Annotated in this window: 22 protein-coding genes; 18 read left to right on the top strand and 4 right to left on the bottom strand. The window is 69.7% G+C overall.

All coding sequences use genetic code 11. The annotated features are described in order from the left end of the window. Nucleotides 1-5: 5 nt before the first annotated feature. From hpt to ACUZ2Y_RS17765, 13 genes are all read left to right on the top strand, one after another. Entirely contained in the window at nucleotides 6-554 is a 549-nt protein-coding gene (gene hpt, locus ACUZ2Y_RS17825) for a hypoxanthine phosphoribosyltransferase (RefSeq protein ID WP_187219781.1), read from the top strand. Nucleotides 555-747: 193 nt separating this feature from the next. Next, the gene (gene ftsH, locus ACUZ2Y_RS17820) at nucleotides 748-3,105 is read left to right on the top strand and encodes an ATP-dependent zinc metalloprotease FtsH (RefSeq protein WP_476320258.1); all 2,358 of its coding nucleotides are present in this window, start codon (nucleotides 748-750) and stop codon (nucleotides 3,103-3,105) included. A gap of 39 nt (nucleotides 3,106-3,144) precedes the next feature. Continuing rightward, nucleotides 3,145-3,768 carry a GTP cyclohydrolase I FolE gene (gene folE / locus ACUZ2Y_RS17815; RefSeq protein ID WP_476320256.1) on the top strand — a complete coding sequence of 208 codons (624 nt, stop codon included), beginning with the start codon at nucleotides 3,145-3,147 and terminating at the stop codon, nucleotides 3,766-3,768. Next, complete coding sequence (gene folP, locus ACUZ2Y_RS17810; protein WP_476320253.1) at nucleotides 3,765-4,601, top strand: dihydropteroate synthase; 837 nt, start codon at nucleotides 3,765-3,767, stop codon at nucleotides 4,599-4,601. Before folE ends, folP begins: the two co-directional genes overlap by 4 nt. Next, a complete protein-coding gene (gene folB / locus ACUZ2Y_RS17805; protein WP_476320251.1) occupies nucleotides 4,598-4,975 on the top strand; it encodes a dihydroneopterin aldolase in 378 nt (125 codons plus the stop codon). Before folP ends, folB begins: the two co-directional genes overlap by 4 nt. Next, the gene (gene folK / locus ACUZ2Y_RS17800) at nucleotides 4,972-5,466 is read left to right on the top strand and encodes a 2-amino-4-hydroxy-6-hydroxymethyldihydropteridine diphosphokinase (protein WP_476320249.1); all 495 of its coding nucleotides are present in this window, start codon (nucleotides 4,972-4,974) and stop codon (nucleotides 5,464-5,466) included. Before folB ends, folK begins: the two co-directional genes overlap by 4 nt. Next, nucleotides 5,463-5,936: a DUF3180 domain-containing protein gene (locus ACUZ2Y_RS17795; RefSeq protein ID WP_476320247.1), complete on the top strand. Its 474-nt coding sequence runs from the start codon at nucleotides 5,463-5,465 to the stop codon at nucleotides 5,934-5,936. The genes folK and ACUZ2Y_RS17795 overlap by 4 nt, the downstream gene beginning before the upstream one ends. A 46-nt stretch (nucleotides 5,937-5,982) precedes the next feature. Continuing rightward, nucleotides 5,983-8,742 carry a DUF6779 domain-containing protein gene (locus ACUZ2Y_RS17790; RefSeq protein WP_476320245.1) on the top strand — a complete coding sequence of 920 codons (2,760 nt, stop codon included), beginning with the start codon at nucleotides 5,983-5,985 and terminating at the stop codon, nucleotides 8,740-8,742. A 475-nt stretch (nucleotides 8,743-9,217) separates the two neighbouring features. Next, nucleotides 9,218-10,372, top strand: a complete 1,155-nt coding sequence (locus ACUZ2Y_RS17785) for a PrsW family intramembrane metalloprotease (protein ID WP_476320243.1) — start codon at nucleotides 9,218-9,220, stop codon at nucleotides 10,370-10,372. A 167-nt stretch (nucleotides 10,373-10,539) separates the two neighbouring features. Beyond that, nucleotides 10,540-11,430: a Rossmann-like and DUF2520 domain-containing protein gene (locus ACUZ2Y_RS17780; RefSeq protein ID WP_476320241.1), complete on the top strand. Its 891-nt coding sequence runs from the start codon at nucleotides 10,540-10,542 to the stop codon at nucleotides 11,428-11,430. Next, nucleotides 11,427-12,317 (top strand): pantoate--beta-alanine ligase, encoded by an 891-nt coding sequence (gene panC, locus ACUZ2Y_RS17775; RefSeq protein ID WP_476320238.1) that lies wholly within the window; start codon nucleotides 11,427-11,429, stop codon nucleotides 12,315-12,317. The genes ACUZ2Y_RS17780 and panC overlap by 4 nt, the downstream gene beginning before the upstream one ends. Before the next feature lie 15 nt (nucleotides 12,318-12,332). Then, complete coding sequence (panD, locus tag ACUZ2Y_RS17770; RefSeq protein WP_476320235.1) at nucleotides 12,333-12,806, top strand: aspartate 1-decarboxylase; 474 nt, start codon at nucleotides 12,333-12,335, stop codon at nucleotides 12,804-12,806. Further along, entirely contained in the window at nucleotides 12,806-13,582 is a 777-nt protein-coding gene (locus ACUZ2Y_RS17765) for a type III pantothenate kinase (RefSeq protein ID WP_476320232.1), read from the top strand. Before panD ends, ACUZ2Y_RS17765 begins: the two co-directional genes overlap by 1 nt. Here ACUZ2Y_RS17765 and ACUZ2Y_RS17760 read toward each other — a convergent pair. Then, nucleotides 13,579-14,319 carry a class I SAM-dependent methyltransferase gene (locus ACUZ2Y_RS17760; protein WP_476320230.1) on the bottom strand — a complete coding sequence of 247 codons (741 nt, stop codon included), beginning with the start codon at nucleotides 14,317-14,319 and terminating at the stop codon, nucleotides 13,579-13,581. The two genes, ACUZ2Y_RS17765 and ACUZ2Y_RS17760, sit on opposite strands and share 4 nt — an antisense overlap. Before the next feature lie 113 nt (nucleotides 14,320-14,432). On the opposite strand from ACUZ2Y_RS17760, the gene lysS reads away from it, so the two are divergent. Together lysS and ACUZ2Y_RS17750 are read left to right on the top strand one after the other, a co-directional pair. Further along, the gene (gene lysS / locus ACUZ2Y_RS17755) at nucleotides 14,433-15,887 is read left to right on the top strand and encodes a lysine--tRNA ligase (RefSeq protein ID WP_476331902.1); all 1,455 of its coding nucleotides are present in this window, start codon (nucleotides 14,433-14,435) and stop codon (nucleotides 15,885-15,887) included. Between the two features lie 119 nt (nucleotides 15,888-16,006). After that, the gene (locus ACUZ2Y_RS17750; RefSeq protein WP_476320227.1) at nucleotides 16,007-16,351 is read left to right on the top strand and encodes a histone-like nucleoid-structuring protein Lsr2; all 345 of its coding nucleotides are present in this window, start codon (nucleotides 16,007-16,009) and stop codon (nucleotides 16,349-16,351) included. A 76-nt stretch (nucleotides 16,352-16,427) separates the two neighbouring features. On the opposite strand, the gene ACUZ2Y_RS17745 is transcribed toward ACUZ2Y_RS17750, so the two are convergent. After that, nucleotides 16,428-17,240: a (2Fe-2S)-binding protein gene (locus ACUZ2Y_RS17745; protein WP_476320224.1), complete on the bottom strand. Its 813-nt coding sequence runs from the start codon at nucleotides 17,238-17,240 to the stop codon at nucleotides 16,428-16,430. 340 nt (nucleotides 17,241-17,580) lie between these two features. Here ACUZ2Y_RS17745 and ACUZ2Y_RS17740 point away from each other — a divergent pair, with 340 nt between their 5' ends. The 3 genes from ACUZ2Y_RS17740 to ACUZ2Y_RS17730 all read left to right on the top strand — a co-directional run bounded on the left by ACUZ2Y_RS17740 (nucleotide 17,581) and on the right by ACUZ2Y_RS17730 (nucleotide 24,410). Next, complete coding sequence (locus ACUZ2Y_RS17740; protein ID WP_476320222.1) at nucleotides 17,581-20,139, top strand: ATP-dependent Clp protease ATP-binding subunit; 2,559 nt, start codon at nucleotides 17,581-17,583, stop codon at nucleotides 20,137-20,139. Between the two features lie 261 nt (nucleotides 20,140-20,400). Continuing rightward, nucleotides 20,401-21,258, top strand: coding sequence for an SDR family oxidoreductase (locus tag ACUZ2Y_RS17735; RefSeq protein ID WP_476320219.1), 858 nt, complete (start codon nucleotides 20,401-20,403; stop codon nucleotides 21,256-21,258). A 29-nt stretch (nucleotides 21,259-21,287) separates the two neighbouring features. Next, nucleotides 21,288-24,410, top strand: a complete 3,123-nt coding sequence (locus ACUZ2Y_RS17730) for a BTAD domain-containing putative transcriptional regulator (protein WP_476320217.1) — start codon at nucleotides 21,288-21,290, stop codon at nucleotides 24,408-24,410. On the opposite strand, the gene ACUZ2Y_RS17725 is transcribed toward ACUZ2Y_RS17730, so the two are convergent. Further along, complete coding sequence (locus tag ACUZ2Y_RS17725; protein WP_476320214.1) at nucleotides 24,389-25,177, bottom strand: ABC transporter permease; 789 nt, start codon at nucleotides 25,175-25,177, stop codon at nucleotides 24,389-24,391. The genes ACUZ2Y_RS17730 and ACUZ2Y_RS17725 overlap by 22 nt on opposite strands. Then, a complete protein-coding gene (locus tag ACUZ2Y_RS17720) occupies nucleotides 25,174-26,127 on the bottom strand; it encodes an ATP-binding cassette domain-containing protein (RefSeq protein WP_476320211.1) in 954 nt (317 codons plus the stop codon). The genes ACUZ2Y_RS17725 and ACUZ2Y_RS17720 overlap by 4 nt, the downstream gene beginning before the upstream one ends. Nucleotides 26,128-26,173 lie beyond the last annotated feature (46 nt).

Genomic DNA, 26,173 nt, shown 5'->3' with positions numbered 1-26,173 from the left:
GCACCGTGTACGACGGCGACATCGCCTCCGTGTTGATCACCGAACAGCAGATCGGCGAGAAGGTCGCGGAGCTGGCCAAGCAGGTCGCCGACGACTACCCGGAGAACGGCACCGACCTGGTGCTGGTGGGAGTCCTCAAGGGCGCGGTCATGTTCATGACCGACTTCGCCCGCGCGCTGCCCGTGCCGGTCCAGTTGGAATTCATGGCCGTCAGCTCCTACGGCTCGGCCACCTCGTCCTCCGGTGTGGTCCGCATCCTCAAGGACCTCGACCGCGACATCGCGGGCCGCGACGTGGTGATCGTCGAGGACATCATCGACTCCGGCCTCACCCTGTCCTGGCTGCTCAAGAACCTCGCTTCGCGTAACCCGAAGTCCCTTGAGGTCGTCACGCTGCTGCGCAAGCCGGACGCGGTGAAGGTTGACGTCCCGGTGAAGTACGTCGGCTTCGAGATCCCGAACGAATTCGTCGTCGGGTACGGCCTGGACTTCGCCGAGCGCTACCGCGACCTGCCCTACATCGGGACCCTTGACCCGAAGGTCTACACCTCGTAAGCCCGACCTGGGAACTGACAGCGCCCAGTCGGCGTTGACAACGATGGACCCCTCACCGGGCTTCATTCGGTGAGGGGGACAAAGCGGGCGGTACTCTGGTGGGACCGGAGTGCCCCGCCCGGTCGGGTAATGGTCGTCATTGCCCTCGCGTGCAAGTCAGGGAGGGTGGAGGCCGCTCGCCGGCCGTAAGTGCATGGACCGCAAGCGCCTGCTTCGCAACCCGCTGCTCTGGATCCTGGCGGTGTTGCTGCTCTATTTCGCCTTCAGCATGCTGTTCGACGACACCCGTGGGTACACGTCCGTACCCACGTCGAAGGCCGTCGCGCAGATCCAAGGCGGCAACGTCAAGCTCGCCGAGCTGGGTGACAAGGAGCAGCAACTCAAGCTGACCCTGAACACGCCCATCGACCAGGATGGGCAGCAGGTCACCAAGATCATCTCCCAGTACCCGGCCGGTGCCACCCCGCAGATCTTCGACTCGATCATCGGCAAGACCGGGACCGAGTTCAAGACGATCGTCACGCAGGACTCGTTCCTGACCCAGATCCTGATCTTCTTGATCCCGCTGGGTCTGCTGTTGCTCCTGCTCATGTGGATGATGAACAACGTCCAGGGCGGCGGGAACCGGGTCCTCAACTTCGGCAAGTCCAAGGCCAAGCAACTGCCCAAGGACATGCCGAAGACGACGTTCGCCGACGTGGCGGGCGCCGACGAGGCGGTCGAGGAGCTCTACGAGATCAAGGACTTCCTGCAGAATCCCGCGCGGTATCAGGCGCTCGGCGCCAAGATCCCCAAGGGCGTGCTGCTCTACGGTCCGCCCGGAACGGGTAAGACCCTGTTGGCCCGCGCTGTCGCGGGTGAGGCCGGGGTGCCGTTCTACTCGATCTCCGGTTCGGACTTCGTCGAGATGTTCGTCGGCGTCGGCGCCTCGCGTGTCCGCGACCTGTTCGAGCAGGCCAAGCAGAACTCCCCCTGCATCATCTTCGTCGACGAGATCGACGCGGTCGGCCGCCAGCGCGGCGCGGGCCTCGGCGGCGGTCACGACGAGCGTGAGCAGACCCTCAACCAGCTGCTCGTCGAGATGGACGGCTTCGACGCACGCGGCGGGATCATCCTGATCGCGGCGACGAACCGGCCCGACATCCTCGACCCGGCGCTGCTGCGCCCGGGCCGCTTCGACCGGCAGATCCCGGTGTCCGCACCGGACCTGATGGGCCGCAAGCGGATCCTGGAGGTGCACTCCAAGGGCAAGCCGATGGCACCCGACGCGGACCTGCACAGCCTGGCGAAGCGCACCGTCGGCATGTCCGGCGCCGACCTGGCCAACGTCCTCAACGAGGCCGCCCTGCTCACCGCCCGCCAGAACGGGTCGATGATCGACGGCGCCGCGCTGGAGGAGTCGGTCGACCGGGTCATCGGCGGTCCCGCGCGCAAGAGCCGGATCATCTCCGACAAGGAGAAGAAGATCACGGCCTACCACGAGGGTGGCCACGCGCTCGCCGCGTGGGCGATGCCCGACCTGGAGCCGGTCTACAAGCTCACGATCCTGCCGCGCGGTCGCACGGGTGGTCACGCGCTGGTCGTCCCCGAGGACGACAAGCAGCTCATGACCCGCTCGGAGATGATCGCCCGCCTGGTGTTCGCCCTGGGTGGCCGCTCCGCCGAGGAGCTGGTCTTCCACGAGCCGACCACCGGCGCGTCCAGCGACATCGAGCAGGCCACCAAGATCGCCAAGGCGATGGTGACCGAGTACGGCATGAGCGCCCGGCTCGGCGCGGTCAAGTACGGCCAGGACCAGGGCGACCCGTTCCTGGGCCGCTCGATGGGCCACGCGCCGGACTACTCGCTCGAGGTCGCGCACGAGATCGACGAGGAGGTGCGCAAGCTCATCGAGGCCGCGCACACCGAGGCGTGGGACGTGCTCAACACCTACCGCGACGTGCTCGACGAGCTGGTGGTCGAGCTGCTCGAGAAGGAGACGTTGACCCGCAAGGACCTGGAGCGGATCTTCTTGAACGTCGAGAAGCGCCCCCGGATCACCGCGTTCAACGACTTCGGCGAGCGCACCCCGTCGGACAAGCCGCCGATCAAGACCCCGCGCGAACTCGCTAAGGAACGCGGCGAGCCTTGGCCGGAGCCCGAGCCCACCCCGGTGGCCGTGGCGCCCGGTGGCCAGGACCTGCCCGGCGGCCCGCCGCACACCAACCCGGAGCCGCCCAGCGGCAACGGCGCCGTCCCCAACGGCACCCCGCCGCCGTACGGCGCACCGCCTCCCTATGGCAACCCGCCGCAGTACGGCCAGGGCCAGCAGCCCCCGCCGTACGGCCGTCCGCCGGAGCCCCAGGGCCCCGGCAGGCACGCGGGTCCGCCGCACTACGGCGCACCGCCCGGCTGGACCCCGGCGACGACGCCGTCCGGCCACCCGCAGCACCAGGGCGGCCCGCACCAGTCGTGGCAGCCGTCGTGGGGCGAGCGGCAGAACGAACAGCGTGGTGAGACGGGTTCCACAGGTCGGGATCAGGACTCCGATGGGCGTCCGCAGGGTTCCTAATGGGATGGTGGCGATAGCCAGCCCATCTCGGAGGTTCCGATGAACGACAGCCGCGGGAACGGGGCCGGGACGTACGACGTCCCGGCCCCGGTCTTCGACCAGGACCGCGCCGAGAAAGCCGTCCGCGAACTCCTGCTCGCCTGCGGCGAGGACCCGGACCGCGACGGTCTGCTCGACACCCCGGCCCGCGTGGCCCGCGCCTACGCCGAACTGTTCGCCGGGCTCTACACCGACCCCGAGTCGGTGCTGAACAAGACTTTCGACGAAAGCCATGATGAATTAGTTTTGGTCACCGACATTCCGATGTTTTCCACCTGTGAACATCATTTGGTGCCATTCCATGGAGTAGCGCACGTCGGCTATATCCCGAATGAGCAAGGGCGAATCACCGGATTGTCCAAACTGGCCCGTCTCGTCGACCTCTACGCCAAGCGTCCGCAGGTGCAGGAGCGGCTGACTTCGCAGGTCGCGGACGCCATGATGAAGAAGCTCGAACCCCGCGGGGTCATCGTGGTCATCGAGGCGGAACACCTTTGCATGGCGATGCGCGGAATTCGCAAACCCGGTGCGCGGACCACGACTTCGGCGTTGCGGGGGATTCTCAAATCGTCGCCGTCGTCGCGGGCCGAGGCGATCGAGCTGATCAATGGACGGACTAGGTGACCGCACTGCCCGACCCCGGCCGCTGCGCGGTCATGGGGGTGCTGAACGTGACCCCGGATTCCTTTTCGGACGGTGGCCGCTACCTCGGTGTCGACGACGCCGTGGCGCACGGGGTCGCGATGTGGCGGCGTGGGGCGGACCTGATCGACGTCGGCGGTGAGTCCACCCGGCCCGGCGCCGCGCGGATCGACGCGGCGACGGAGATCCGGCGCGTGATCCCGGTGATCAAGCAGCTGTCCGCGGAAGGGGTCGCGGTCAGTGTGGACACCACGCGGGCGGAGGTCGCCGAGGCCGCGGTCGCGGCGGGCGCTTCGGTGATCAACGACGTCTCCGGTGGGCTGGCCGACCCGGCGATGGCCGGTGTGGCCGCCGCCACCGGGGTCCCGTGGATCCTGATGCACTGGCGCGGGCACAGCCGGGACATGGATTCGTTGGCAGAGTACGAAGATGTCGTAACCGAAGTTCGCGACGAACTGCTGGCCCAAGTGGACGCCGCCGTCGCCGCGGGCGTCGCCCAAGAGGCGATCGCGCTCGACCCGGGACTCGGGTTCGCGAAGAACGCCGAGCACAACTGGGCGCTGCTGGCCAAGCTCGACGTCTTGATCGACCTCGGATTCCCGGTCCTGGTCGGCGCCTCACGCAAGCGCTTCCTCGGGACGCTGCTCGCCGACCCGGACGGCACACCGCGCCCACCCGACGGCCGCGAGGACGCGACCGCCGCCATCTCCACGCTCGCAGCCGCGGCGGGCGCGTGGGGTGTGCGGGTGCACGACGTCGACCGCTCGCTGGACGCGGTCGTGGTGGCCGCGGCGATCAAAGGAGCCTCCCGGTGACGGACCGGATCACGTTGACCGGGCTCAAGGTCCGCGGCAACCACGGCGTCTTCGACCACGAGAAGCGTGACGGTCAGGACTTCACCATCGACATCACGCTGTGGATCGACCTCGACCAGGCCGCCGCGACCGACGACCTGCGCCACACCGTGCACTACGGCGAACTCGCCGAGCGCGCCGCCGCGATCGTCGCCGGTCCGGCTCGCGATCTCATCGAGACGGTCGCGGGCGAGATCGCCGACGGCGAGATGAAGGACAGCCGCGTCCACGCCGTCGAGGTGACGGTGCACAAGCCGAGCGCGCCGATCCCGCTGAGCTTCGCCGACGTCGCCGTGACCGTGCGCCGGTCCCGGCGGTCGAAGGGCAGCCGGTGACCAGGGCGGTCCTGTCGATCGGGTCCAACCTCGGCGACCGCGCCGCCAACCTCCGGGTCGCCGTCGACGGGCTGGCGGACGTCCTGATCGCCGTGTCCCCGGTCTACGAGACGGCGGCGTGGGGTGTCGCCGACCAGCCCGACTTCCTCAACGCGGTGCTGATCGTGGACGACGACGCAACAGACGAATGGGGCTGGCTGCGACGCGCGCAGGAGTTGGAGAACCGCGCGGGCCGCGTCCGCACCCTGCACTGGGGGCCGCGGACGCTGGATGTGGACGTGGTGACGGTCGACGGCGTCCGCAGCGAGCACCCCGATCTTGTGCTCCCGCATCCCGGCACGCACGAGCGGGGCACGGTCCTGGTGCCCTGGCTCGACATCGAGCCGGACGCCGAGGTTCCCGGGCGCGGGCCTGCTCGTGATCTTCTCGCTACCTTGGACACCGAGGGCGTGCACAGGCGCGATGACCTTGACTTAGGAGTAGCCCGGTGAGGTTCACCAAGGCACGTGATCTGGTCCCCGCGGGCGCGGTCACCGCCATCGGTGTGTACCTCGGTATCCGCCTGCTCTACGGCGAACTGCCGCCGCTGCCGACCTTCGCGGGCATCACGCTGCTGGTCTTGGCGATCGTCGAGACGGTCTTCGGGTTTGGCCTGCGCGGCCGCATCCGGGCGACGTCGGGCAAACCCGTGCAGGCGTTGACCGCGGCCCGTGCGGTGGCGCTCGCGAAGGCCTCGTCGCTGCTGGGCGCGATCATGTTCGGTGCGTGGCTCGCGGTACTGGGGTATGTGGTGCCGGAAAGCGCGCGGGTCGCCGCCGCCAAGTCGGACGTCCCGAGCGCGATCATCGGCGTTGTTTGTTCGATCTTGCTAATCGCGGCGGCGCTATGGCTCGAACATTGCTGCCGGACCCCGGATGACCGCGATGACCTGCGTCAGGACCGGTTTCGAAACACCGAATGACCTCCGTTTGGTCTCGCCAAGGTAACGGCCCGGTACGGTAAGGCCCATGACGGGCCGGACGGACGCCACCGCGGAGCGGGAAGCGCGCTCTTCGAGCGCGCGAATCATGCTCGCCGCCGCGGTCGGTCTCGCACTCGCAGCGACCGCCGTCCTGGTCCTCAGCGACTCTGTTCGCTGGATGCGCCTGGGCGTATTGGCCGCGTTGTGGGCCGCCCTCGCGGGCGCGTTCCTCGCCGCGAAGTACCGCAGACAGATAGCCGACCGTGCCGAAGACGCCCAAGCGCTGCGCAAGGTCTACGAACTGGAACTCGAACGCGAGGTCGCCGCCCGCCGCGAGTTCGAACTGGAAGCAGAAGCCGAGGCACGGGCCAAGGTCGAATCCGAGGCCCGCGACGACCTGGCCGAGCTCCGCGAGGAACTCCGGGCCATGCGGGAGAATTTGGAGAAACTCCTCGGCGGCGGCGAAGTCCTCGTCGAACGCATCGCCTTACGCGCCGAGGCCACCCGCATGCGGTCGGTCGACGGCGACCAGCGCGCCGTCGGCGCTGGACAGGGCGCCCAACTCCGCCGTATCACCGCCGCGAAGTCCGTTCCCGGCGACGCCGAGACGGAGATGATCGAGCGCATCCGCGCGGACGCGAAGGCCCAGCCGCGCAACCGTCGCCCCGACTTCAAGCCGCATCCGGCGGAGGTGTCCGACCGCTGGTTCATCGACGGCCCGGACAGCGAGCCGATCGACCCCAACTGGACGCCGTCGTGGGAGACGGGGGAGCAGCCCCGGATCCGCGTCGACCAGAACGGCAGGCGTCCCGAGGTGCGCCCCCGCACCGTCGAGCCGCTGCGGCGGGAACCCGAGACGAGCAAGGGGGTTCGCCCGGCGCAACTGCCGGGAGGCTCGGCGGCGCAGCGGAACGGCACGGACGCGCGGTCGAATGGCGCGGCGGACGTGCGCGCGCCACAACGGCTGAACGGGTCGGCTGAGCCCCCGGCGGAGGAGACCAGCAAGGGCATGCGGCCCGCGGCGGGACAGAACGGACACCCCGCCACCGAGTCCGGCCCACGCCCGGCGCAGCGGCTGCCGAACGGCTCGACCGCACACCCGGCCGCCCAGACGAGCAAGGGCATGCGCCCCGCCGCCGACCCGAACCAGCCGCTCCGCCAATCGACGGCGACAGAGTCGGACCCGCGAACCCGCGCACGACAGAACGAGCGTTCCGCGCCGGAGACGAGCAAGTCCATCCGCCCGCTCGCGTCGAACGGCTCGGGCCACCCGGAGACCGGCCAGGCCATGCGCTCGCCGGGCCACCCCGAATCCAGCCAGGCCATGCGCTCCTCGGGCCACCCGGAGACGAGCCAGGGCATGCGTCCCGCCACGCAGAACGGGTCGGGCCACCCGGAGACCGGCCAGGCCATGCGCTCGCCGGGCCACCCCGAATCCAGCCAGGCCATGCGCTCCTCGGGCCACCCGGAGACGAGCCAGGGCATGCGTCCCGCCACGCAGAACGGGTCGGGCCACCCGGAGACGAGCCAGGGCATGCGTCCCGCCACGCAGAACGGGTCGGGCCACCCGGAGACGAGCCAGGGCATGCGTCCCGCCACGCAGAACGGGTCGGGCCACCCGGAGACGAGCCAGGGCATCCCCCCGGTCCGCCGGATACCCGCCGGCGACCAACCGGCCGCGGAGACCAGCAAGGGCGTGCGCCCGGTCCACCCGGCCGCCGAAACGAGCGCAGGCATGCGGCGTGCACGGATAGCGGCCGGGCTGGAAAGTCCCGCGGAGGCCGGCCTCGGCCTGCGTCCCGACGCCCGGCCCCAGTCAGGGCTGGCATCACCCGAGCGCCGGGCCGAGACGAGCCTGGGTATGGGTCGGGGTGCTGAGCGGCAGGTTGAGACCAGCCTGGGTATGCGGCGGGACATGCCCGAGCGGCCGGTCGAGACCAGTCTCGGCATGCGGCACGCGGCACCGGAGGGTGAAGGTGGCCACGGCACCCGACAGGCAGCGGAATCGACGGGCCGGTCCGGCTCCTGGACGCAGGACAGCCCCCGACGCCCCGACAGCGCAGCCGACCAGCGACGCCGTCAGGACCCCCCCGCCCCGCAGCGGCTCAGTGACAAGACGGCGGTGGACCCCGTCGACCCCCGCGTGGCCCCGCCCGTGCGCGCCGACTCCGAGGGCGGCCGCAGGCGCGCGCCGACCGGCACGTTCCCCCCGGTGACCCCTGCCCGCCTGCCGGTGGCCGCGAGCCCCGCCGAGACCAGCGGATATCAGCCCAGTGGCCGCCGTGCGGCCGAGGGCGCTGATGAGAACGGACACCAGTCCCGGTCGACCGGCCGCAGTTCCGTAGAGCCCACGCCGACCACCGGCCGCCGCGCCGCGGAAGTCACTCCGGCCGAGACGAGCGGGTACCAGCCTGCCGGTCGCCGGTCGGCGGAAGCCACCCCCGCCCGTCGTGCCCCGGAGGCCACTCCGGCCGAGACGAGCGGGTACCAGCCTGCCGGTCGCCGGTCGGCGGAAGCCACCCCCGCCCGTCGTGCCCCGGAGGCCACTCCGGCCGAGACGAGCGGGTACCAGCCCGCCAGCCGCCGGTCGGCGGAAGCAACGCCACCCCCGGCCCCCACCGGCCGCCGCGCCAAGCCGGACGACGACGAAGGCGGCCGCAGGCGCCGGTCCGAAGGCACACCACCGTGGCAGGACACCACCACCGAACCGGCGGGCTCCCACGCCGAGGGCACGTCCGTAAAGGACCTCCTCGCCGCCCACGGTGGCACCGCGAGCACTGGCCGCCGACGCCGCCGCGAGGACTGACACGCAGCAACAACGCGTCGCTCCAGACGGAATCCGAGCCCTGCCTCGGTGGCTCTGCTGAGCGTGCCCGACGGCTTGGCACTCACGGCGGCAGCGTCGCCAACACGGGTTGTCGCGGCTGATTCGGGGTTCGTTCCGTGAGGCGCTTGAGGCAGTTGGGGCCTTGGCGTTCGCTGTGGCGGCGCCCGGGGTCGTCGCCACAGCGGGTTTGTCGCCAAATTGGCGCTCATTGCCATGCTGGTTCCGGGGGGCGTCGCCATCGTCGTCGCGGAGCGCGGAATCGTGGCTGATAAGTGCTCGTTTCCTGGCTGGTCTCAAATCCAGCACCCGCGAGCCCTGCGAGCAGCAGTCGAGTGTGGTCAGCCATCACAAGCGTGATCACCATGCCCGGTAGGTCTTCGTAGCGTGACCGGCTTCCACCCGTTGGGAGCGTTCGCGCGCCCGCCACCTGTTGTCGGCCCTAAGATCACTGTTCGTGTATCGACTTCCCACTTCCAACCGGCCCACCCGCGGGCTCACCGTCCTGCTGCCCATCGCGGGCCTGGTCGTGTTGGCGGCCTGTGGGCTGACCCTCCTCGCGCTTAGTACCGCGCGGGTGGGGATTGTCGCCGAGTTGGTCGGGGTGGGTGCCGCGCTGTTGCCCGTCGGGCCGGTGGTGGCGGCGTTCCTGTGGATCGACCGGTGGGAGCCGGAGCCCGCCCGGTTGCTCTGGCTGGCGTTCGCCTGGGGCGCGTGTGTGGCGACGATCGCCGCGCTGCTGATCAACAACACCGCGGAGGCGGTGGGCGATCTGTTGCTGGGCATGGGAAACGGCGACAAGATCAGCGCGGTCGTGTCCGCCCCGCTGTTCGAGGAGGCGTTGAAGGGCGCGTTCGTCCTCGGGATCTTCCTGTTCCTGCGCGAGGAATTCAACGGCGTGGTGGACGGGATCGTCTACTCCGGATTCGTCGCCGCCGGGTTCGCCTTCACCGAGAACATCTACTACTTCGGCCGTGCGTTCGCCGAGTACGGCATCGGCGACAGCTCGTCCCCGGGTGTGGTGGCCGCCTTCATCCTGCGCGGTGTGCTCTCGCCGTTCACGCACCCGCTGTTCACCGCCATGATCGGCATCGGGATCGGCATCGCGGCGACGACCAAGTCGCGGAAGGTCGCCGCGCTGGCGCCGTTCTGCGGATACCTGGTGGCCGCGCTGCTGCACGCCCTGTGGAACGGCGCCGCCACGCTCGGGACGGCCACGACCTTCCTCAGTGTCTACTTCCTGGTGATGGTCCCGCTGTTCGCCGCCGTGCTGATCTTCATCAACTGGCACCGCAAGCGCGAGCAGCGCATCGTCGCCTCCGCGCTGCCCTTCATGGTCGAGAGCAACTGGGTGGTCGCCTCGGAGGTCGACCTGCTGGCCAGCCTGGACGGCAGGCGCAAGTGGCGCAAGCAGGTCCGGGCCCGGGCGGGCAAGCCCGCGGCACGCGCGGTGGGGAACTACCAGGCCGCCGTCAGCGAGCTGGCGTTCCTCCGCGAGGCGATGCGCCGCGGCACGTGCGGGCCGGACGCCGATGACCGTGAGGTCGAGTTGATCGCGCTGGTGCGGGTGCGCCGCGCCGAGGCGGTGCGGGCGGCCGAGCAGCACGTCTGACCACTGTGGTGGAGGCGACACCGCCCGGTCCGGTGAAGCTGGTCACCTGACCGCCACGCGGCTTTCGCCGGACAGCTACTCTCGCGCCGTCGTCTGGTACCCAGCACTGTCGCGGGACTGGAACGAGATAGGGAGCCATTCACTATGTGCTCGAACGGGTTGAACCGATGACCCGGCCGGCCAGGTTGGCGGTCGGAGTCGTGTCGGCGGGCCGCGTAGGCGCCGTCCTGGGCGCCGCGCTGAGCCGTGCCGGTCACACCGTCACCGCGGTGTCCGCGGTCTCCAAAGCATCCCTCGGCCGGGCCGAGACCCTCTTGCCCCACGCGTCCGTCCGCCCGCCGGACGAGGTCGCGCGCGACGCCGACCTGGTCCTGCTGGCCATCCCGGACGACGTCCTCCCGGGCATGGTCCGCGGCCTGGCCGCCGCGGGCGCGCTGCGTCCCGGGCAGATTGTCGTGCACACCAGCGGCGCCCACGGTGTCGACGTGCTGGCCCCCGCCGCCGAGCAGGGCGCGCTCACCCTCGCGCTGCATCCCGTGATGACCTTCACCGGCCGCGCCGAGGACCTTGAGCGCATCGCCGCGTGCTGCTTCGGGGTGACCGCCGCCGACGACGACATCGCCGCCTGGAACGTCGCCGAGGCGCTGGTCGTGGAGATGGGCGCCGAACCGGTCCGGGTGCCGGAGAAGGCCCGCCCGCTCTACCACACTGCCCTCGCGCACGGCGCGAATCACCTGGTCACGCTGGTCGGGGAGTGCGCGGACCTGCTGCGCGCCGCCGACGTCGGCACCCCCGAGCGGCTGCTCGGCCCGCTGCTGTCCGCGGCGCTGGACAACGCCCTGCGCCACGGCGACCGCGCCCTCACCGGTCCGGTGGCCCGCGGCGACGCCGGGACGGTCCGCAAGCACGTCCGCGTGCTCGCCGACAGCGCCCCTGAGATGCTGCCCGCCTACCGGGCGCTCGCGGCCCGAACCGCCTACCGCGCGAGCGAGTCCGGCCTGCTGCGCGCCGACCTGGTCGCCGACGTCGAAGCCGCCATCACCGAGGAGCCGTCATGACCACGCCCCGCTTCGCCACGGGCAAGCTGAACGTCCTCAGTGGACCGCAGGACGTCGCGAAGACCACCCGCGCGCTGCGGGCGACCGGTCGCAAGATCGCGTTCGTGCCGACCATGGGCGCGCTCCACGACGGCCACCGCGAGCTGCTCCGCACGGCCCGCCGGATCCCGAACACGGTCCTGGTGTCGTCGATCTTCGTCAACCCGCTGCAGTTCGGCGCGGGCGAGGACTTCGACCGCTACCCGCGTCCGCTGGAGGCCGACCTGGAGGTCTGCGCCCAGGAGCGGGTCGAGCTGGTGTTCACCCCGGAGAGGGAGGCGCTCTACCCGCCGGGCGCCCAGGTTACCGTCCACCCCGGCCCGCTGGGCGACGAGTTGGAAGGCGTCGTCCGGCCCGGCCACTTCGCCGGCGTGCTGACTGTCGTGGCGAAGCTGTTCAACATCGTCCGGCCGGATTACGCCCTCTTCGGCGACAAGGACTACCAGCAGCTCGCCCTGATCAAGAAGATGGTGCGCGACCTCGACATGGAGGTCTCGGTCATCGGCGTGCCGACCGTCCGCGAGGACGACGGCCTGGCCATGTCCTCTCGCAACGCCTACCTCGACCCCGAGCAGCGCGCCGCCGCGGTCACCCTGTCCGCGGCCCTCGCCGTGGGCGCGCACGTCAGCGAGAGCGGCGGCCAGGCCATGCTCGCCGCGGCGCGCGCGGTGCTCGACCAGACGCCGGAGCTCAAGGTCGACTACCTGGAGCTGCGCGGTCTCGATCTGGGACCGGCTCCGGAGAAAGGCGACGCCCGGCTGCTCGTCGCCGCCAAGATCGGCGCCACCCGGCTCATCGACAACGTCCCAGTGCTGTTGGGCACACCGGACCTCGCTCAACACGCCTGAGAAGGGATCGACACGATGCTTCGCACGATGCTCAAGTCCAAGATCCACCGCGCCACCGTCACCCAGGCCGACCTGCACTACGTCGGCTCGGTGACCGTCGACCCGATCCTGCTGGAGGCGGCCGACCTGCTGCCCGGCGAGCAGGTCGCGATCGTCGACGTCACCAACGGCGCCCGCATCGAGACGTACACGATCGAGGGTGAGCGGGGCAGTGGCGTCATCGGCATCAACGGCGCCGCCGCGCACCTGGTGCACCCCGGCGACATCGTCATCCTGATCGCCTACGGCCTGATGGAGACCGCCGAGGCCGCCGCGTACGAGCCGAAGGTCATCTTCGTCGACGCGGACAACAAGATCGTGCACGAGGGCGCCGACGCCGCCCACGTGCCCGCGGGCTCCGGCCTGCTCAGCGGGGCGGTCACGGCCGAGGCGCCCGCCGAGACCGTCGACGCCGCCAAGTTGGACGCGCTGCTCGCCATCGAGAACTGATGCTCCTCACGATTGATGTCGGCAACACCAACATCGCCCTGGGCGTCCACACCGACGACGGTGAGCTGCTGCGCGACTGGCGGATGCGCACCGACACCCGAATCACCGCCGACGAACTCGCCCTGACCATGCGCGGCCTGCTCGGCGACCACGCGGACGCCATCACCGGCGTCTCCGCGCTGTCCACCGTGCCCGCCGTGCTGCGCGAGCTGCGGGTGATGCTGGCCCAGTACTACCCGGAGGTCCACCGGGTGATCGTGGAGCCAGGCGTGCGCACGGGCGTGCCGCTGCTGGTGGACAACCCGAAGGAGGTGGGAGCAGACCGGGTGATCAACACCTTGGCCGCCCACCACCTGTTCAGCACCGCCTGCATCGTCGTGGACTTCGGCACCTCGACCAACATCGACGTCATCTCCGCCAAGGGCGAGTTCCTCGGCGGCGTCTTCATGCCCGGCATAGAAATCTCCGTCGACGCCCTGGCCGCCCGCGCGGCCGCCCTGCGCAAGGTGGAAATGGTGCGCCCGCGCTCGGTCATCGGCAAGAACACCGTCGAGTGCCTGCAGTCCGGGATCATGTACGGATTCGCGGGCCAGGTGGACGGCTTGGTCGCCCGCATCACCAGGGAACTGGAACGCACCGGCCACGGCGGCCCGGTGACGGTCATCGCCACCGGCGGCCTGGCACCCTTGGTGGTAGACGAGTCTGTCTCCATCGCCCACCACCGCCCCGACCTGACGCTCATGGGCCTGCGCTTGGTCTTCGACCGCAACAGCTAGTGCTGCACGGCCCGTACCGCCACGGTCGACAGCGGCCGGATGAACTCGCCCGACGCGGTTTCCGGCCTGCTCCGCAGGTAATCGCGCACGTCGTCGAGCAACGCGGCGCGTTCGGCCGGGGGAGCCAACGCGACCTGCGAGTGCGTGCCGAGGGTGGCGATGAACGACTCGATCGTGCGTGGCTGCGTGTGCGGCACGAAAGTGTGTTCCGCCGGGGCCAGCCGTTCGTGCTCGGGAACCATCCAGCCCACGATGAGCACCGCGCCGATGCTGGTACTGGTCGCCTCGGCCAGGCCTGCCATCCACGGCACCGTCACGTCGTCGCGATTCCAGAACAGCCCGAGCACCCCACCCGGACGCAGCACGCGGGTGATCTCGGTCAGCGCTTCGGGCGTGTTGAACCAGTGGAACGCCTGCCCCGCGACGACGGCGTCGAACGACTCGTCCGCGGCCGGGATGGTCTCCGCGGCGCCGTCGAGGACGGTCACTCCTGGCTGCCGTCGGCTCAGTTCCGCCCGCATGGCGGGGTCCGGCTCAACCGCGGTCACCGAACACCCCAACCGCACCAGCCCCTCGCTCAGCAGGCCCGTCCCGGCGGCGAGATCCAACACGGATTTCCGGTCCCCAAGCGCCCACTCGATCGCCGCGAGGGGGTAATCAGGCCGGTGCTCGGCGTAGACAGCGGCATTAGCTCCGAAAGAACTGGCGCGCTCGGCGAACAGCTCCGGGTGATCCATGAATCGACCGTAGCGCGTATACCGCGTGCGGTGCCCGGAGCGCCTTCCGTACCCTTCGACCTGTGAACGAAGAGCTTCCAGACACCGCTGCCACCGACGACCTCCCCGAGCAGATGCGGATCCGTCGGGAAAAGCGGGAACGGCTGCTCGCCGCCGGTGTCGATCCGTACCCGGTCGAACTTCCGCGCACCCACACCCTCGCCAAGGTTCGCGCGGAGTATTCCGAACTGCCGACCGACACCGCCACCGGCGACATGGTGGGCGTCGCGGGCCGGGTCATGTTCCTGCGCAACACCGGCAAGCTCTGTTTCGCCACTCTGCGTGAAGGCGACGGAACCGAACTGCAGGCCATGTTGAGCCTGAACAACGTCGGCGAAGAGGCCCTTTCGGCGTGGAAGTCGGATGTCGATCTTGGTGACTTCGTATTCGTAGAGGGCGAGGTCATCACTTCTCGTCGCGGTGAGTTGTCGGTGCTCGCCAATGAGTGGCGGATGGCGTCGAAGTCGCTGCGGCCGATGCCGGTCGCGCACAAGGCGATGAGTGAGGAAACACGCATTCGGCAGCGCTATGTCGACCTGATCCTGCGGCCGCAGGCGCGCGAGACCGTCCGCAAGCGTTCAGGTGTCGTTCGTTCACTGCGTGAGAGTTTTCACTCCCGTGAATACCTCGAAGTCGAGACGCCCATGTTGCAGACGATGCACGGCGGCGCCGCGGCCCGGCCGTTCGTCACGCGCTCCAACGCGATGGATATGGACCTGTTCCTGCGTATCGCCCCGGAGTTGTACCTCAAGCGGTGTGTCGTCGGCGGCTTGGAGCGGGTCTTCGAGATCAACCGGAACTTCCGCAATGAGGGCAGCGATTCCTCGCATTCGCCCGAGTTCGCGATGCTCGAGTTCTATGAGGCGTACGGCACCTACGACACGATGGCGGCGCTGACCCGCGCACTCGTGCAGGAGGCGGCCGACGCGGTCAACGGCTCGCAGGTCGTCACGCTCAACGACGGAACCGAGTACGACCTTTCCGGCGAGTGGACGACGCTGACCATGTACGGGTCGCTCTCCGAGGCCGTCGGTGAGGAGATCACCCCGGAGACTTCCGTTGAGGCGCTTAGGAAGCACGCCGACCGGCTGGAGCTTTCGGTGGACCCGAAGCTGGGCCACGGCAAGCTGATCGAGGAACTCTGGGAACACCTCGTCGGTGATCATCTTTTCGCCCCGACATTCGTGCGCGATTTCCCGGTGGAGACCTCGCCGCTGACCCGGCAGCACCGCAGTGTGGCCGGAGTCGCCGAAAAGTGGGATCTCTACGTCCGCGGATTCGAGCTCGCCACCGGTTACTCGGAACTCGTGGACCCGGTCGTGGAACGGGAACGCCTGGAGGATCAGGCGCGGCTCGGCGCGGCAGGCGATGACGAAGCGATGCTTCTGGATGAGGACTTTCTGCGTGCGCTAGAGTACGGAATGCCACCGAGTGGCGGCGTCGGAATGGGTATCGATCGACTGTTGATGGCGCTGACCGGCCTGGGCATCCGTGAGACGATCATGTTCCCCTTGGTTCGCCCGGAATGACTCGACTCGGACACTAACGCAATCCACGCGATTTGCGCTAACCTCTGTCGAGGTGTATTTCTACCTGTGACGGCCGAGCACTTCAATGGGCCGGCACATTCTCGCCCGGAGGAGGCGCAATGGCGCAGAAGGTTACGGTTTCACTGGTCGACGACCTTGACGGCTCGACGGCCGAAGAGACGGTCGAGTTCGGGCTGGATGGCGCGTCCTACCAGATTGACCTGTCCTCGAAGAATGCCGACAAGCTGCGTGAGGCACTTGCCGACTTCATCGAGAGCGCCCGCCGTTCCGGCGGTCGCAAGCGTGCGGCGAAGGCCGCCGTGGGTCGTGCGCCGCGCGCCGCGACCGCGGATCGCGAGCAGAATCAGGCGATTCGCGAGTGGGCACGCAAGCAGGGCATGAAGGTGTCGGACCGCGGGCGCATCCCGTCCGAGGTTCTCGACGCGTACAACGAGCAGGCCTGACCCTGCTCTGAAGGGGCTGCCCGCTTCCGCGGGTGGCCCCTTGCTTTTTGACCGGTTTTTGTGGGGCAGCGGAATTTCAGCGCTTGCGGCACAGTCGCGGGCAGGTCGAGCACTCTCCGCTGCCCTGTTCGAGCAGATAGTGGAAGCAGCAGCTTTCGCGCCTGCGGGTCCATTCAGTCGAACCCCCGGAAATCGCGGCGGGTCGCAGCGTGGACGCCGAGGTGAACGGTGAATGGCCCGCGCCGAGGACCAGGGCGGCGTCCAATGCGCCCGCGGCTTCGTCGCCGTTATAGCGACCGGCCAGCCAAAACGCATTGTCCAAGGCGTCTGTCGCCGCTCCCCAGAGCGTGTGGTTTCCCAACCGCACCTGGGGGCCGAACACGGCGATGAAGCGGGCCGCGTGCGACCGGAACCGGCCGCGCAGCACGGCCGCCAGCGCGAGGTCGTCGGCCACGACGACGGCGTGCGGGTCGCCCGCCGCGGGGTCGTCGGGCAGGCAGGTGAAGCCGGGCGAGAGCAGGGCGACGGCGTCCGGGTCGGACATCGGCACGGCCCGGTGGAACGCGACGTTCTCCGGCCGCAGCGACGGCACCCGGCGCGCGTGGTGGAACAGCAGCCCGGCGGCGAAGCCGGGGGTGAGCAGGTACCAGGACATGAGGTACGCGGCGACGGTGCGCTCCGGCGCCTCGCCGTACGTCTCGCGCATCCAGCGCGCCAGGTCGGCGCTCCAGGCCGCGACCGCGCCGGGGTCGCTGAGGAAGTCCTCGGATGTCGTCCAGCCGGGCTCGTCGGGGACTCCGAGACGCACGCGCAGCCGGTCTTGGCGAGTATTGACGAAGGCGACGGACGAGGCCAGGTCGATGTGCCTGGTGCTGTACCCGGCCGTCACCGGAGCAGGCCCCCGGGGCGCGGCTTGAGTCGCATCGGCGCCCCCGTCTCTTCGGTGGCCTCTTTGGTGAGGCTTACCTAACCTTACCGCGCGGTCGGGTGATCCCGCAGGCTGGTACCCCGGTGTGTTCGCGCTCAGCGGACAACCCCGGTTTCGCGGAATCCGCGCCGGTCACCGCACGTTGTGGAGGGTGAAGGGACCGCTGGGCGCGGCTGACGCGGGTGTTCGGCATGCAGTGGCACTGAGAGCTGACGCCGGGCCTACTACAGTGGTCCCACGGTGCTGAATCCACTAAAAGAGAGTGGAGAAGGGCCGCCGGCGCAGCAGTCAGGGAGTGAGAATGTTCGAAAGGTTCACCGACCGCGCGAGGCGGGTGGTCGTCCTGGCCCAAGAAGAGGCCCGGATGCTCAACCACAACTACATCGGCACCGAGCACATCCTCCTGGGCTTGATCCACGAGGGTGAGGGTGTCGCCGCCAAGGCGCTCGAGTCGTTGGGGATCGCCCTCGAGGGCGTGCGCCAGCAGGTCGAGGAAATCATCGGCCAGGGACAGCACGCGCCAAGCGGACACATCCCCTTCACCCCGAGGGCGAAGAAGGTCCTTGAGCTGTCGCTGCGTGAGGCGCTGCAGCTCGGACACAACTACATCGGCACCGAGCACATCCTGCTCGGGCTCATCCGCGAGGGCGAGGGCGTCGCCGCCCAGGTCCTGGTGAAGCTGGGTGCCGACCTCAACCGCGTGCGCCAGCAGGTGCTGCAGCTGCTCTCGGGCTACCAGGGCGGCGAGAAGGCAGCCGAGTCCGGCGGCCGCGGCGAGGGCGCCCCGTCCTCCTCGCTGGTGCTCGACCAGTTCGGCCGCAACCTCACCGCTTCGGCGCGCGAGGGCAAGCTCGACCCGGTCATCGGTCGCGCCAAGGAGATCGAGCGGGTCATGCAGGTGCTGTCGCGGCGCACCAAGAACAACCCGGTCCTCATCGGCGAGCCCGGCGTCGGCAAGACCGCGGTCGTCGAGGGCCTGGCCCAGATGGTCGTCAAGGGCGAGGTGCCCGAGACGCTCAAGGACAAGCAGCTCTACACCCTCGACCTGGGCTCCCTGGTCGCCGGATCGCGCTACCGCGGTGACTTCGAAGAGCGCCTGAAGAAGGTCCTCAAGGAGATCAAGACCCGCGGCGACATCATCCTGTTCATCGACGAGATCCACACCCTCGTCGGCGCGGGCGCCGCCGAGGGCGCGATCGACGCGGCCTCGATCCTCAAGCCGATGCTGGCCCGTGGTGAGCTGCAGACCATCGGCGCGACCACGCTCGACGAGTACCGCAAGTACGTCGAGAAGGACCCGGCCCTGGAGCGCCGCTTCCAGCCGATCCAGGTCGGCGAGCCGTCCCTCGAGCACACCATCGAGATCCTCAAGGGCCTGCGCGACCGGTACGAGGCGCACCACCGCGTCACGATCACCGACAAGGCGCTGGTGGCGGCGGCCACCCTGGCCGACCGCTACATCAACGACCGGTTCCTGCCGGACAAGGCGATCGACCTCATCGACGAGGCGGGCGCGCGGATGCGCATCCGCCGGATGACCGCGCCGCCGGACCTGCGCGAGTTCGACGAGAAGATCGCCGACGTGCGCCGGGACAAGGAGTCCGCGATAGACGCACAGGACTTCGAGCGGGCCGCCAAGCTTCGCGACAACGAGAAGCAGCTGCTGGGCCAGAAGTCCGAGCGGGAGAAGCAGTGGAAGGACGGCGACCTCGACGTCGTCGCCGAGGTCGACGACGAGCAGATCGCGGAGGTGCTGGCCAACTGGACCGGCATCCCGGTGTTCAAGCTGACCGAGGAGGAGACCTCCCGCCTGCTGCGCATGGAGGACGAGATCCACAAGCGGATCATCGGCCAGGAAGACGCCGTCAAGGCCGTCTCCCAGGCGATCCGCCGCACCCGCGCGGGCCTCAAGGACCCGAAGCGGCCGTCTGGCTCGTTCATCTTCGCCGGCCCGTCCGGCGTCGGAAAGACCGAGCTGGCCAAGACGCTGGCGAACTTCCTCTTCGGCGATGACGACGCCCTCATCCAGATCGACATGGGCGAGTTCCACGACCGCTACACCGCCTCGCGGCTCTTCGGTGCCCCTCCCGGGTACGTGGGCTACGAGGAGGGTGGCCAGCTGACCGAGAAGGTCCGGCGCAAGCCGTTCTCGGTGGTGCTGTTCGACGAGATCGAGAAGGCGCACCAGGAGGTCTACAACACCCTCCTGCAGGTGCTGGAAGACGGGCGTCTGACCGACGGTCAGGGCCGCACGGTGGACTTCAAGAACACCGTGATCATCTTCACCTCGAACCTCGGCACCCAGGACATCTCGAAGGCCGTCAGCCTTGGCTTCACCGGCGGCATCGACCAGGGTTCGAACTACGAGCGGATGAAGAACAAGGTCAACGACGAGCTCAAGAAGCACTTCCGGCCGGAGTTCCTCAACCGCATCGACGACATCATCGTCTTCCACCAGCTCACCCGTGAGCAGATCATCACGATGGTGGACCTGATGGTCGCCCGGGTCGAGAAGCAGTTGAAGAGCAAGGACATGGCCATCGAGCTGACCGACAAGGCCAAGTCGCTGCTGGCCAAGCGCGGGTTCGACCCGGTGCTGGGCGCCCGCCCGCTGCGCCGTGCGATCCAGCGCGAGATCGAGGACCAGCTCTCGGAGAAGATCCTGTTCGGGGAGATCCAGCCCGGCCAGATCATCATCACCGACGTCGAAGGCTGGGACGGCACCGACGAGCAGAGCCACGACAAGGCGACGTTCACCTTCCGGGGCGAGCCCAAGCCGAGCATGGTTCCGGACTCGCCGCCGGTGGAGCTTTCGGCGCCCGCCGCTGAGCCCGCTGAGGGTGACGAGGCTTCCGGCTGATTTATCTCGCTCTAGGGCGGTCTCTCTTCGGAGAGGCCGCCCTTTGGCGTTTCTGGGAAGTGCAGGTCTAAGCGCTGCTGATTACCGTCCGCTGACGCTTCTGGGATGGGGATGACCGGGCGTTGCCAGGGAGACGACACTGGCGGCATGCCGGTTCCGGCTGTTCGGCTCTTTGCGCCGGGCCCGACTGCGGCCGCTGTACGTGACCCGACGAACTTGCTCTGCCACAAACGCGAATGTGCGTCCCTCCGGAGGTGTGTGATGACTGTCCTGGTGACCGGCGCGACCGGTTCTGTCGGCTCCGCCGTCGTTCGCGAATTGCGCGAGCGCGGTGTGGAGGTGCGCGCGTTCGTCCGTGACCTCGACCGGGCGAAAGCACTGCTCGGCGACGTCGAATGCGTCGCGGGCGACTACGGCGATCCGGGATCGATCCGGCAGGCGATCAACGGTGTCGACCGCGTGTTTTTGTGCAGCCGCAACGATCCCCGGCAGCTCGAACACGAGACCAACGTGATCGACGCGGCAGCCGCGGCCGGGATCGGCAGGCTGGTGAAGATCGGTGCGAACGGCGCGCGGGTCGGGTCGCCCCTGGCGTTCTGGGACGCGCACGGGCGCATCGAGCGGCACCTGGAGCTGGTGGGTGTGCCCGCCGTGGTGCTGCACCCCAGCAGCTACACGTCGAACCTGCTCGCCTCGGCGGAGACGATCAGGCACCTGGGCAAGCTGTTCGCGCCCGCGGGCGAGGCGAAGGTGACGCTGATCGATCCGCGCGATGTCGCGGCCGCCGCCGCGGTCGTCCTCACCGAGGACGGCCACGACGGGCGGACTTATGTGCTGACCGGGCCGGAGGCGGTCACCTACGAGCAGGTGGCGGCCGCTGTGTCCGCCACCATCGGCAAGCCCGTGGACTACGTCGACGTCCCGGACGCGATGGCGCGCGACGGGATGCTCCAGGCGGGGTTGCCGCCTTGGCTGGCCGATCAGCTGGTGATCCTCTGGCAGCAGCTCCGCCAAGGCGCCGCGGCCGAGACCACCGACGTGGTGCGGGTGCTGACCGGCCGGGAGCCGCGTTCGGTGGCGGACTTCGCCCGTGACCACGCGGGGGCGTTCCTGGCTTGAGGTGTGGGCGGCCATGGCAGGCTGGGCGGGTGCAGGTGGACTTGCTCGGCCCGCTTCGGGTATCCGGTTCCGACCTCGGCGGCAGCAGGCTGCGGATGCTTCTCGCCCGGCTGGCGCTGGAGCCCGGCAAGGTCGTCACCTCCCCGACCCTCATTGCCGCGCTGTGGGCCGACCAGCCGCCTACCAACGCCCTGCACACGCTGGTCTCCCGGCTTCGTCGAGCCGTAGGAGCCGATGTCGTCGAGTCCGATCCGAACGGTTATCGGCTGGTCATCGGCGCGGCAGACGTCGATGTCCACGAGTTTGAGCGGCTGGCTGCCGAGGGGCGCGCGGCGCTGAAGGACGGCCGGGTGGGTGCGGCCGCCCAGATCCTTCGCGCGGCCTTGGCGTTGTGGCGGGGGCCTGCTCTCGCGGGCATGGCGGACGCGCCCTTTGCCGGTCCCGTGATCACGCGGCTCGACGAGTTGCGGCTCTCCGCGCAGGAGGATCGGGTTGAGGCCGACCTGAGGCTTGGCGTCGACGTGATCGCTGAGCTGACCTCGCTGACCGCCACCCATCCGCTGCGCGAGCGGCCCGCCGGGCAGCTGATGCGCGCGCTGGCGCTCGCCGGCAGGCAGGCGGACGCGCTCGCCGCCTATGAGCGGGTCCGCGCCGACCTGGCTGACGAGTTGGGGGTCGATCCGGCCGCCGACCTGCGTGAACTGCACCTTGCCGTGCTGCGCGGCGACCTGGCGCCCGCCAAGCCGAACCGGGGGCTTCCGGCGGCCCGCACCAGTTTCGTCGGCCGCCGGGCCGAGTTGGCCGTGGTCGGCGACCTGCTGAAGTCGTCGCGGCTGGTCACGCTGGTCGGGCCGGGTGGCGCGGGCAAGACCCGGTTGTCCGTCGAGTTCGCGGCCACTGTGGACGGTCCGGTGTGGTTCGTCGAGCTCGCCGCGGTTCGTGAGCCTGAGGATGTGTCCGCCGCGGTCCTCGCCGCGCTTGGCGTGCGGGAGTCGCCGCTGATGGAAGGGCCCGGGGTGCGGGCGCACGCGGCGTTCGACCGGGTCGCGGAGGTGTTGTCCGGTCAGCGCTGTCTCGTCGTGCTCGACAACTGCGAGCACCTGATCGCCACCGCCGCGGCGTTCACCGACGCCCTGCTTGCCCGGTGCCCTCGGCTCACCATGTTGGCCACCAGCCGGGAGGCGCTGGCGGTCACCGGTGAGTCGGTGTTCCAGGTCGGGCCGCTCGCGCTGCCCGCGGGCACCTCGACCGAGGAGGTCGCGGGGTCGGACGCGGTCCGGTTGTTCACCGACCGGGCGTCGGCGGTGTCACCCGGGTTCAAGGTGGACGCCGACGCCGTGGAGATCTGCCGTCGCCTTGACGGCCTGCCGCTGGCGCTGGAGCTGGCCGCCGCCCGGCTGCGGTCGATGACGGTGCGCCAGGTCGCCGACCGGCTCGACGACCGCTTCCGGCTGCTGACCGGCGGCAGCCGCACCTCGCTGCCTCGACACCGGACGCTGCGCGCGGTCGTCGAGTGGAGTTGGGGCCTGCTTGAGGAAGCCGAGCGCGACCTGGCGGCGCGGCTGTCGGTGTTCCACGCGCCCGGCACGCTCGAAGCGGTGGCCGCCGTGGCCGAGCAGCCCGCCGAGGACGTCGTCTACGTGCTGGCGTCGCTGGTGGAGAAGTCGCTCGTGCTTGTCGGCGACGGACGCGACGGCCAGGTGCGCTACCGGATGCTGGAGACCGTGCGGGCCTACGCCGCCGAGCGGCTCGACGAATCCGGTGCGACGCCGAGAATCCGGGACGTCTTCGGCAGGTACTTCCTCGCCCTGGTCGAGGAGGCCGAGCCCAAGCTGCGCACCGGCGAGCAGATCCACTGGCTGTCTCGGCTCAAGGCCGACCAGGAGAACCTGGTCGCCGCCGTGCGCTACGCCATCGCGGTCGCCGACGCGGATCTCGCTTGCCGGCTGGCGGTGCGCGCGGTGTGGTTCTGGATGCTGGTGGGCGGGCAGCAGGAGGCGCTGGCGTTCGCCAAGCAGGCGAGTGCCCTGCCTGGTCCCGCACCAGCCCACGCGCGGGCCGCGCTGCGGACGATCGGCGCGTTCGACCCGCGGGCCGGGATTCCGCAGTCCGATGTGCTGCGGGAGCTGTTGGCCGAGCTCACCGCGACCGGCGCCATCGAGCGCTATCCGATGCTGGGGATGGTCGGGCCGATGCTCACCAGCCTCTCCGGTGACGTCGAAGGCGCCATCGCCGACCTGGAGGCCCGGCTGGACCACCCGGACCTCTGGGCCCGCGGGATCTCGTTGCTGGGACTGGCGTTCGTGCGGGAGAACTTCAGCGAGCCCACGGGTATGGACGACCTCGCCCAGCGGGCGCTGGAGGCGTTCCGGAAGACCGGTGACCGTTGGGGTCAGGGCATCGCCATCTGGACCCTCGCCGAACACCAGTCCCTGCGCGGCGAGCACGCGGCGGCGATCGCCGCGCATCGCGAGTCGCTGCGGCTCGTCGAGGAACTCGGAGCCCTGGACGAGATTCCCACGCTCATGGGCAAACTCGGCATCCAGCTGGCCCGGGCGGGGGAGCCGGAGGCCGGGGAGCGGGCCCTGCTCGACGCGATCACCCTGGCCCGGGGGCGCGGTCCCGCCGAGACCGTGGCCGCCCTGTACGCCTGGCTGTCCACTGTGCTCAGACAGCGCGGGAACCTGGTGCGCGCTCGGGAACTTCTCGTCGAGGCGGAGGGAGCCATGCTGGATGTGCCAGTGTGGGCTCCGCACTGGTGGGTGGCCCATCTCGTTGTCAGGGCGCAGATCGCCATCGACACCGGTGACACCGACTCGGCGTTCGCCGATCTCCGGGAGGGTTTCGAGGCGATCCAGACACTGCCGGATCTGCCGGTCACGGCGGCTGTCGCGGAGGCGACCGCGCGGGCACTGTGGTGCGCGGGCGACGCGACCGCCGCCGCGCGCCTCCTGGGGATCAGCATCGCGATCCGCGGGACGCCTGACCTCGGCAATCCTGATCTGTCCACTTTGGAATCGGGGATCGACGCCCGGATCGGCGCCAAGGCCCGGACCGCCGCGGTCGGCGGCGGCCGGGCCCTCGACCGCGTCGCCGCGGTGGCCGAACTGTGCTCGGTGCTGGGCGCCGGTCAGCCCACTCGCCTGCGGTAAGCCCGCAGCGCCAACGGGAAGAACACGGCCGCGATGCCCAGTGCCCAGACGAACGCCCACCCCGCGTGGGCCATCCAGTCGCCGCCGAGCAGCAGGCCGCGGCCCGCTTCGGTGAGGTGGGTGACCGGGTTGATGTCGACCCACGCGCGCAACCAGCCCGGCATGGTCGACGAGTCGACGAACACGTTGCTGCCGAAGGTCAGCGGGAAGATGAAGACCAGCAACGTGCCCGGCACCGCCTGCGGGCTCTTGACCAGCATCCCGACCCAGACCGACACCCAGCACAGGCACAGCCCGAACAGGATCATCAGCCCGGCGGCGATCAGGGCCCGGACCGGGTCGGTCTGCACCCGGAACCCGAGGATCATCGCGAAGCCGACCAGTACGACCAGCGTGATCACGAACCGCACGATGTCGCCGAGCACCGCGCCGACCAGCGGCGCCGACCGGGCGATCGGCATGCTGCGGAACCGGTCGAAGACGCCCTTGCCGATGTCGGTGTTGAGCGCCATCCCGGTGCCCAGGCTGGCGAAGGCGATGTTCTGCACCATCAGGCCGGGCACCAGGAACTGCAGGTACTCGCTGGTGCTGCCCTTGAGCGCGCCGCCGAACATGTAGACGAACAGCAGCAGGAACATGATCGGCTGCAGGGTGACGTCCAGCAGCGACTCCGGGTTCTTGCGGATCTTGATGACACTGCGGCCCGCCAGCGCCAATCCGTGTCGGATGGCCTGACTCGGTCCAATGTGGAGTGTCGCGGTGGTCATGCAGGCATCCCTTCTGGGGTGCTGGTGCGGCCGGTCATCGCCAGGAAGACCTCGTCGAGGCTGGGCAGCCGCAGGGCGAGTTCGTCGACGGTGATGCCCGCGTCGTCCAGCCTGCGCACCAGCGTGGAGAGCAGCATCGGGTCGTCGACGGGGGCGGTGAGCAGGCCGGTCTCGAGGTCCACATGCGGCTGGCCAGTGAGGTCGCGCAGGATCGCCTCGACCGCCGCGACGTCGCCTGCCAGGGTCGGCCGGACCTGCAGCGTCTGGCCGCCGGTGCGGCGCTTGAGGTCGTCGGGGGTGCCGGTGGCGATGACCTTGCCGTGGTCGATCACCGTGATCAGGTCGGCCAGTTGGTCGGCTTCCTCCAGGTATTGCGTGGTCAGCAGCACTGTCACGCCCAGATCGACCAGGCCCCGGATGGTGGACCACACCTCGTTGCGGCTGTGCGGGTCCAGGCCGGTGGTCGGCTCGTCGAGGTAGAGCACCTCGGGCCTGCCGACCAGGCCCGCCGCGAGGTCCGCCCGCCTGCGCATGCCGCCGGAGTAGGTCTTCACCGCCCGCCCGGAAGCGTCGGTCAGCTCGAACTGGGCGAGCAACTCGGCGGACCGGGCCTTCGCCTGGGCTTTGGTCAGGCCGAGCAGTTTGCCGATCAGCACCAGGTTCTCGGTCCCGGACAGGTCCTCGTCCAGCGAGGCGTACTGCCCGGTCAGCCCGATCAGCCCACGCACGGTGGTCGCGTGGGTGCGCACGTCGAACCCGCAGACCCGAGCCGACCCCTCATCGGCACGGAGCAGTGTCGCCAACACCCGCACCGCCGTCGTCTTGCCCGCCCCGTTCGGGCCGAGCACGCCCAGCACCTTGCCCTTCGGCACCACCAGGTCGACCCCGTCGAGCGCGACGGTGTCACCGAACCTCTTGACCAAGCCCTCGGCTTCGATCGCGTTGGACATCCAGTCCCCTCCTTCAGTCCAGTCGAGCCTGTCGGCCCGCGCTGTC

Source organism: Actinokineospora sp. UV203 (genome assembly GCF_056323665.1).
The sequence above is the reverse complement of the archived record's forward strand: the minus strand, read 5'-3'. Positions and strand labels throughout refer to the sequence as shown.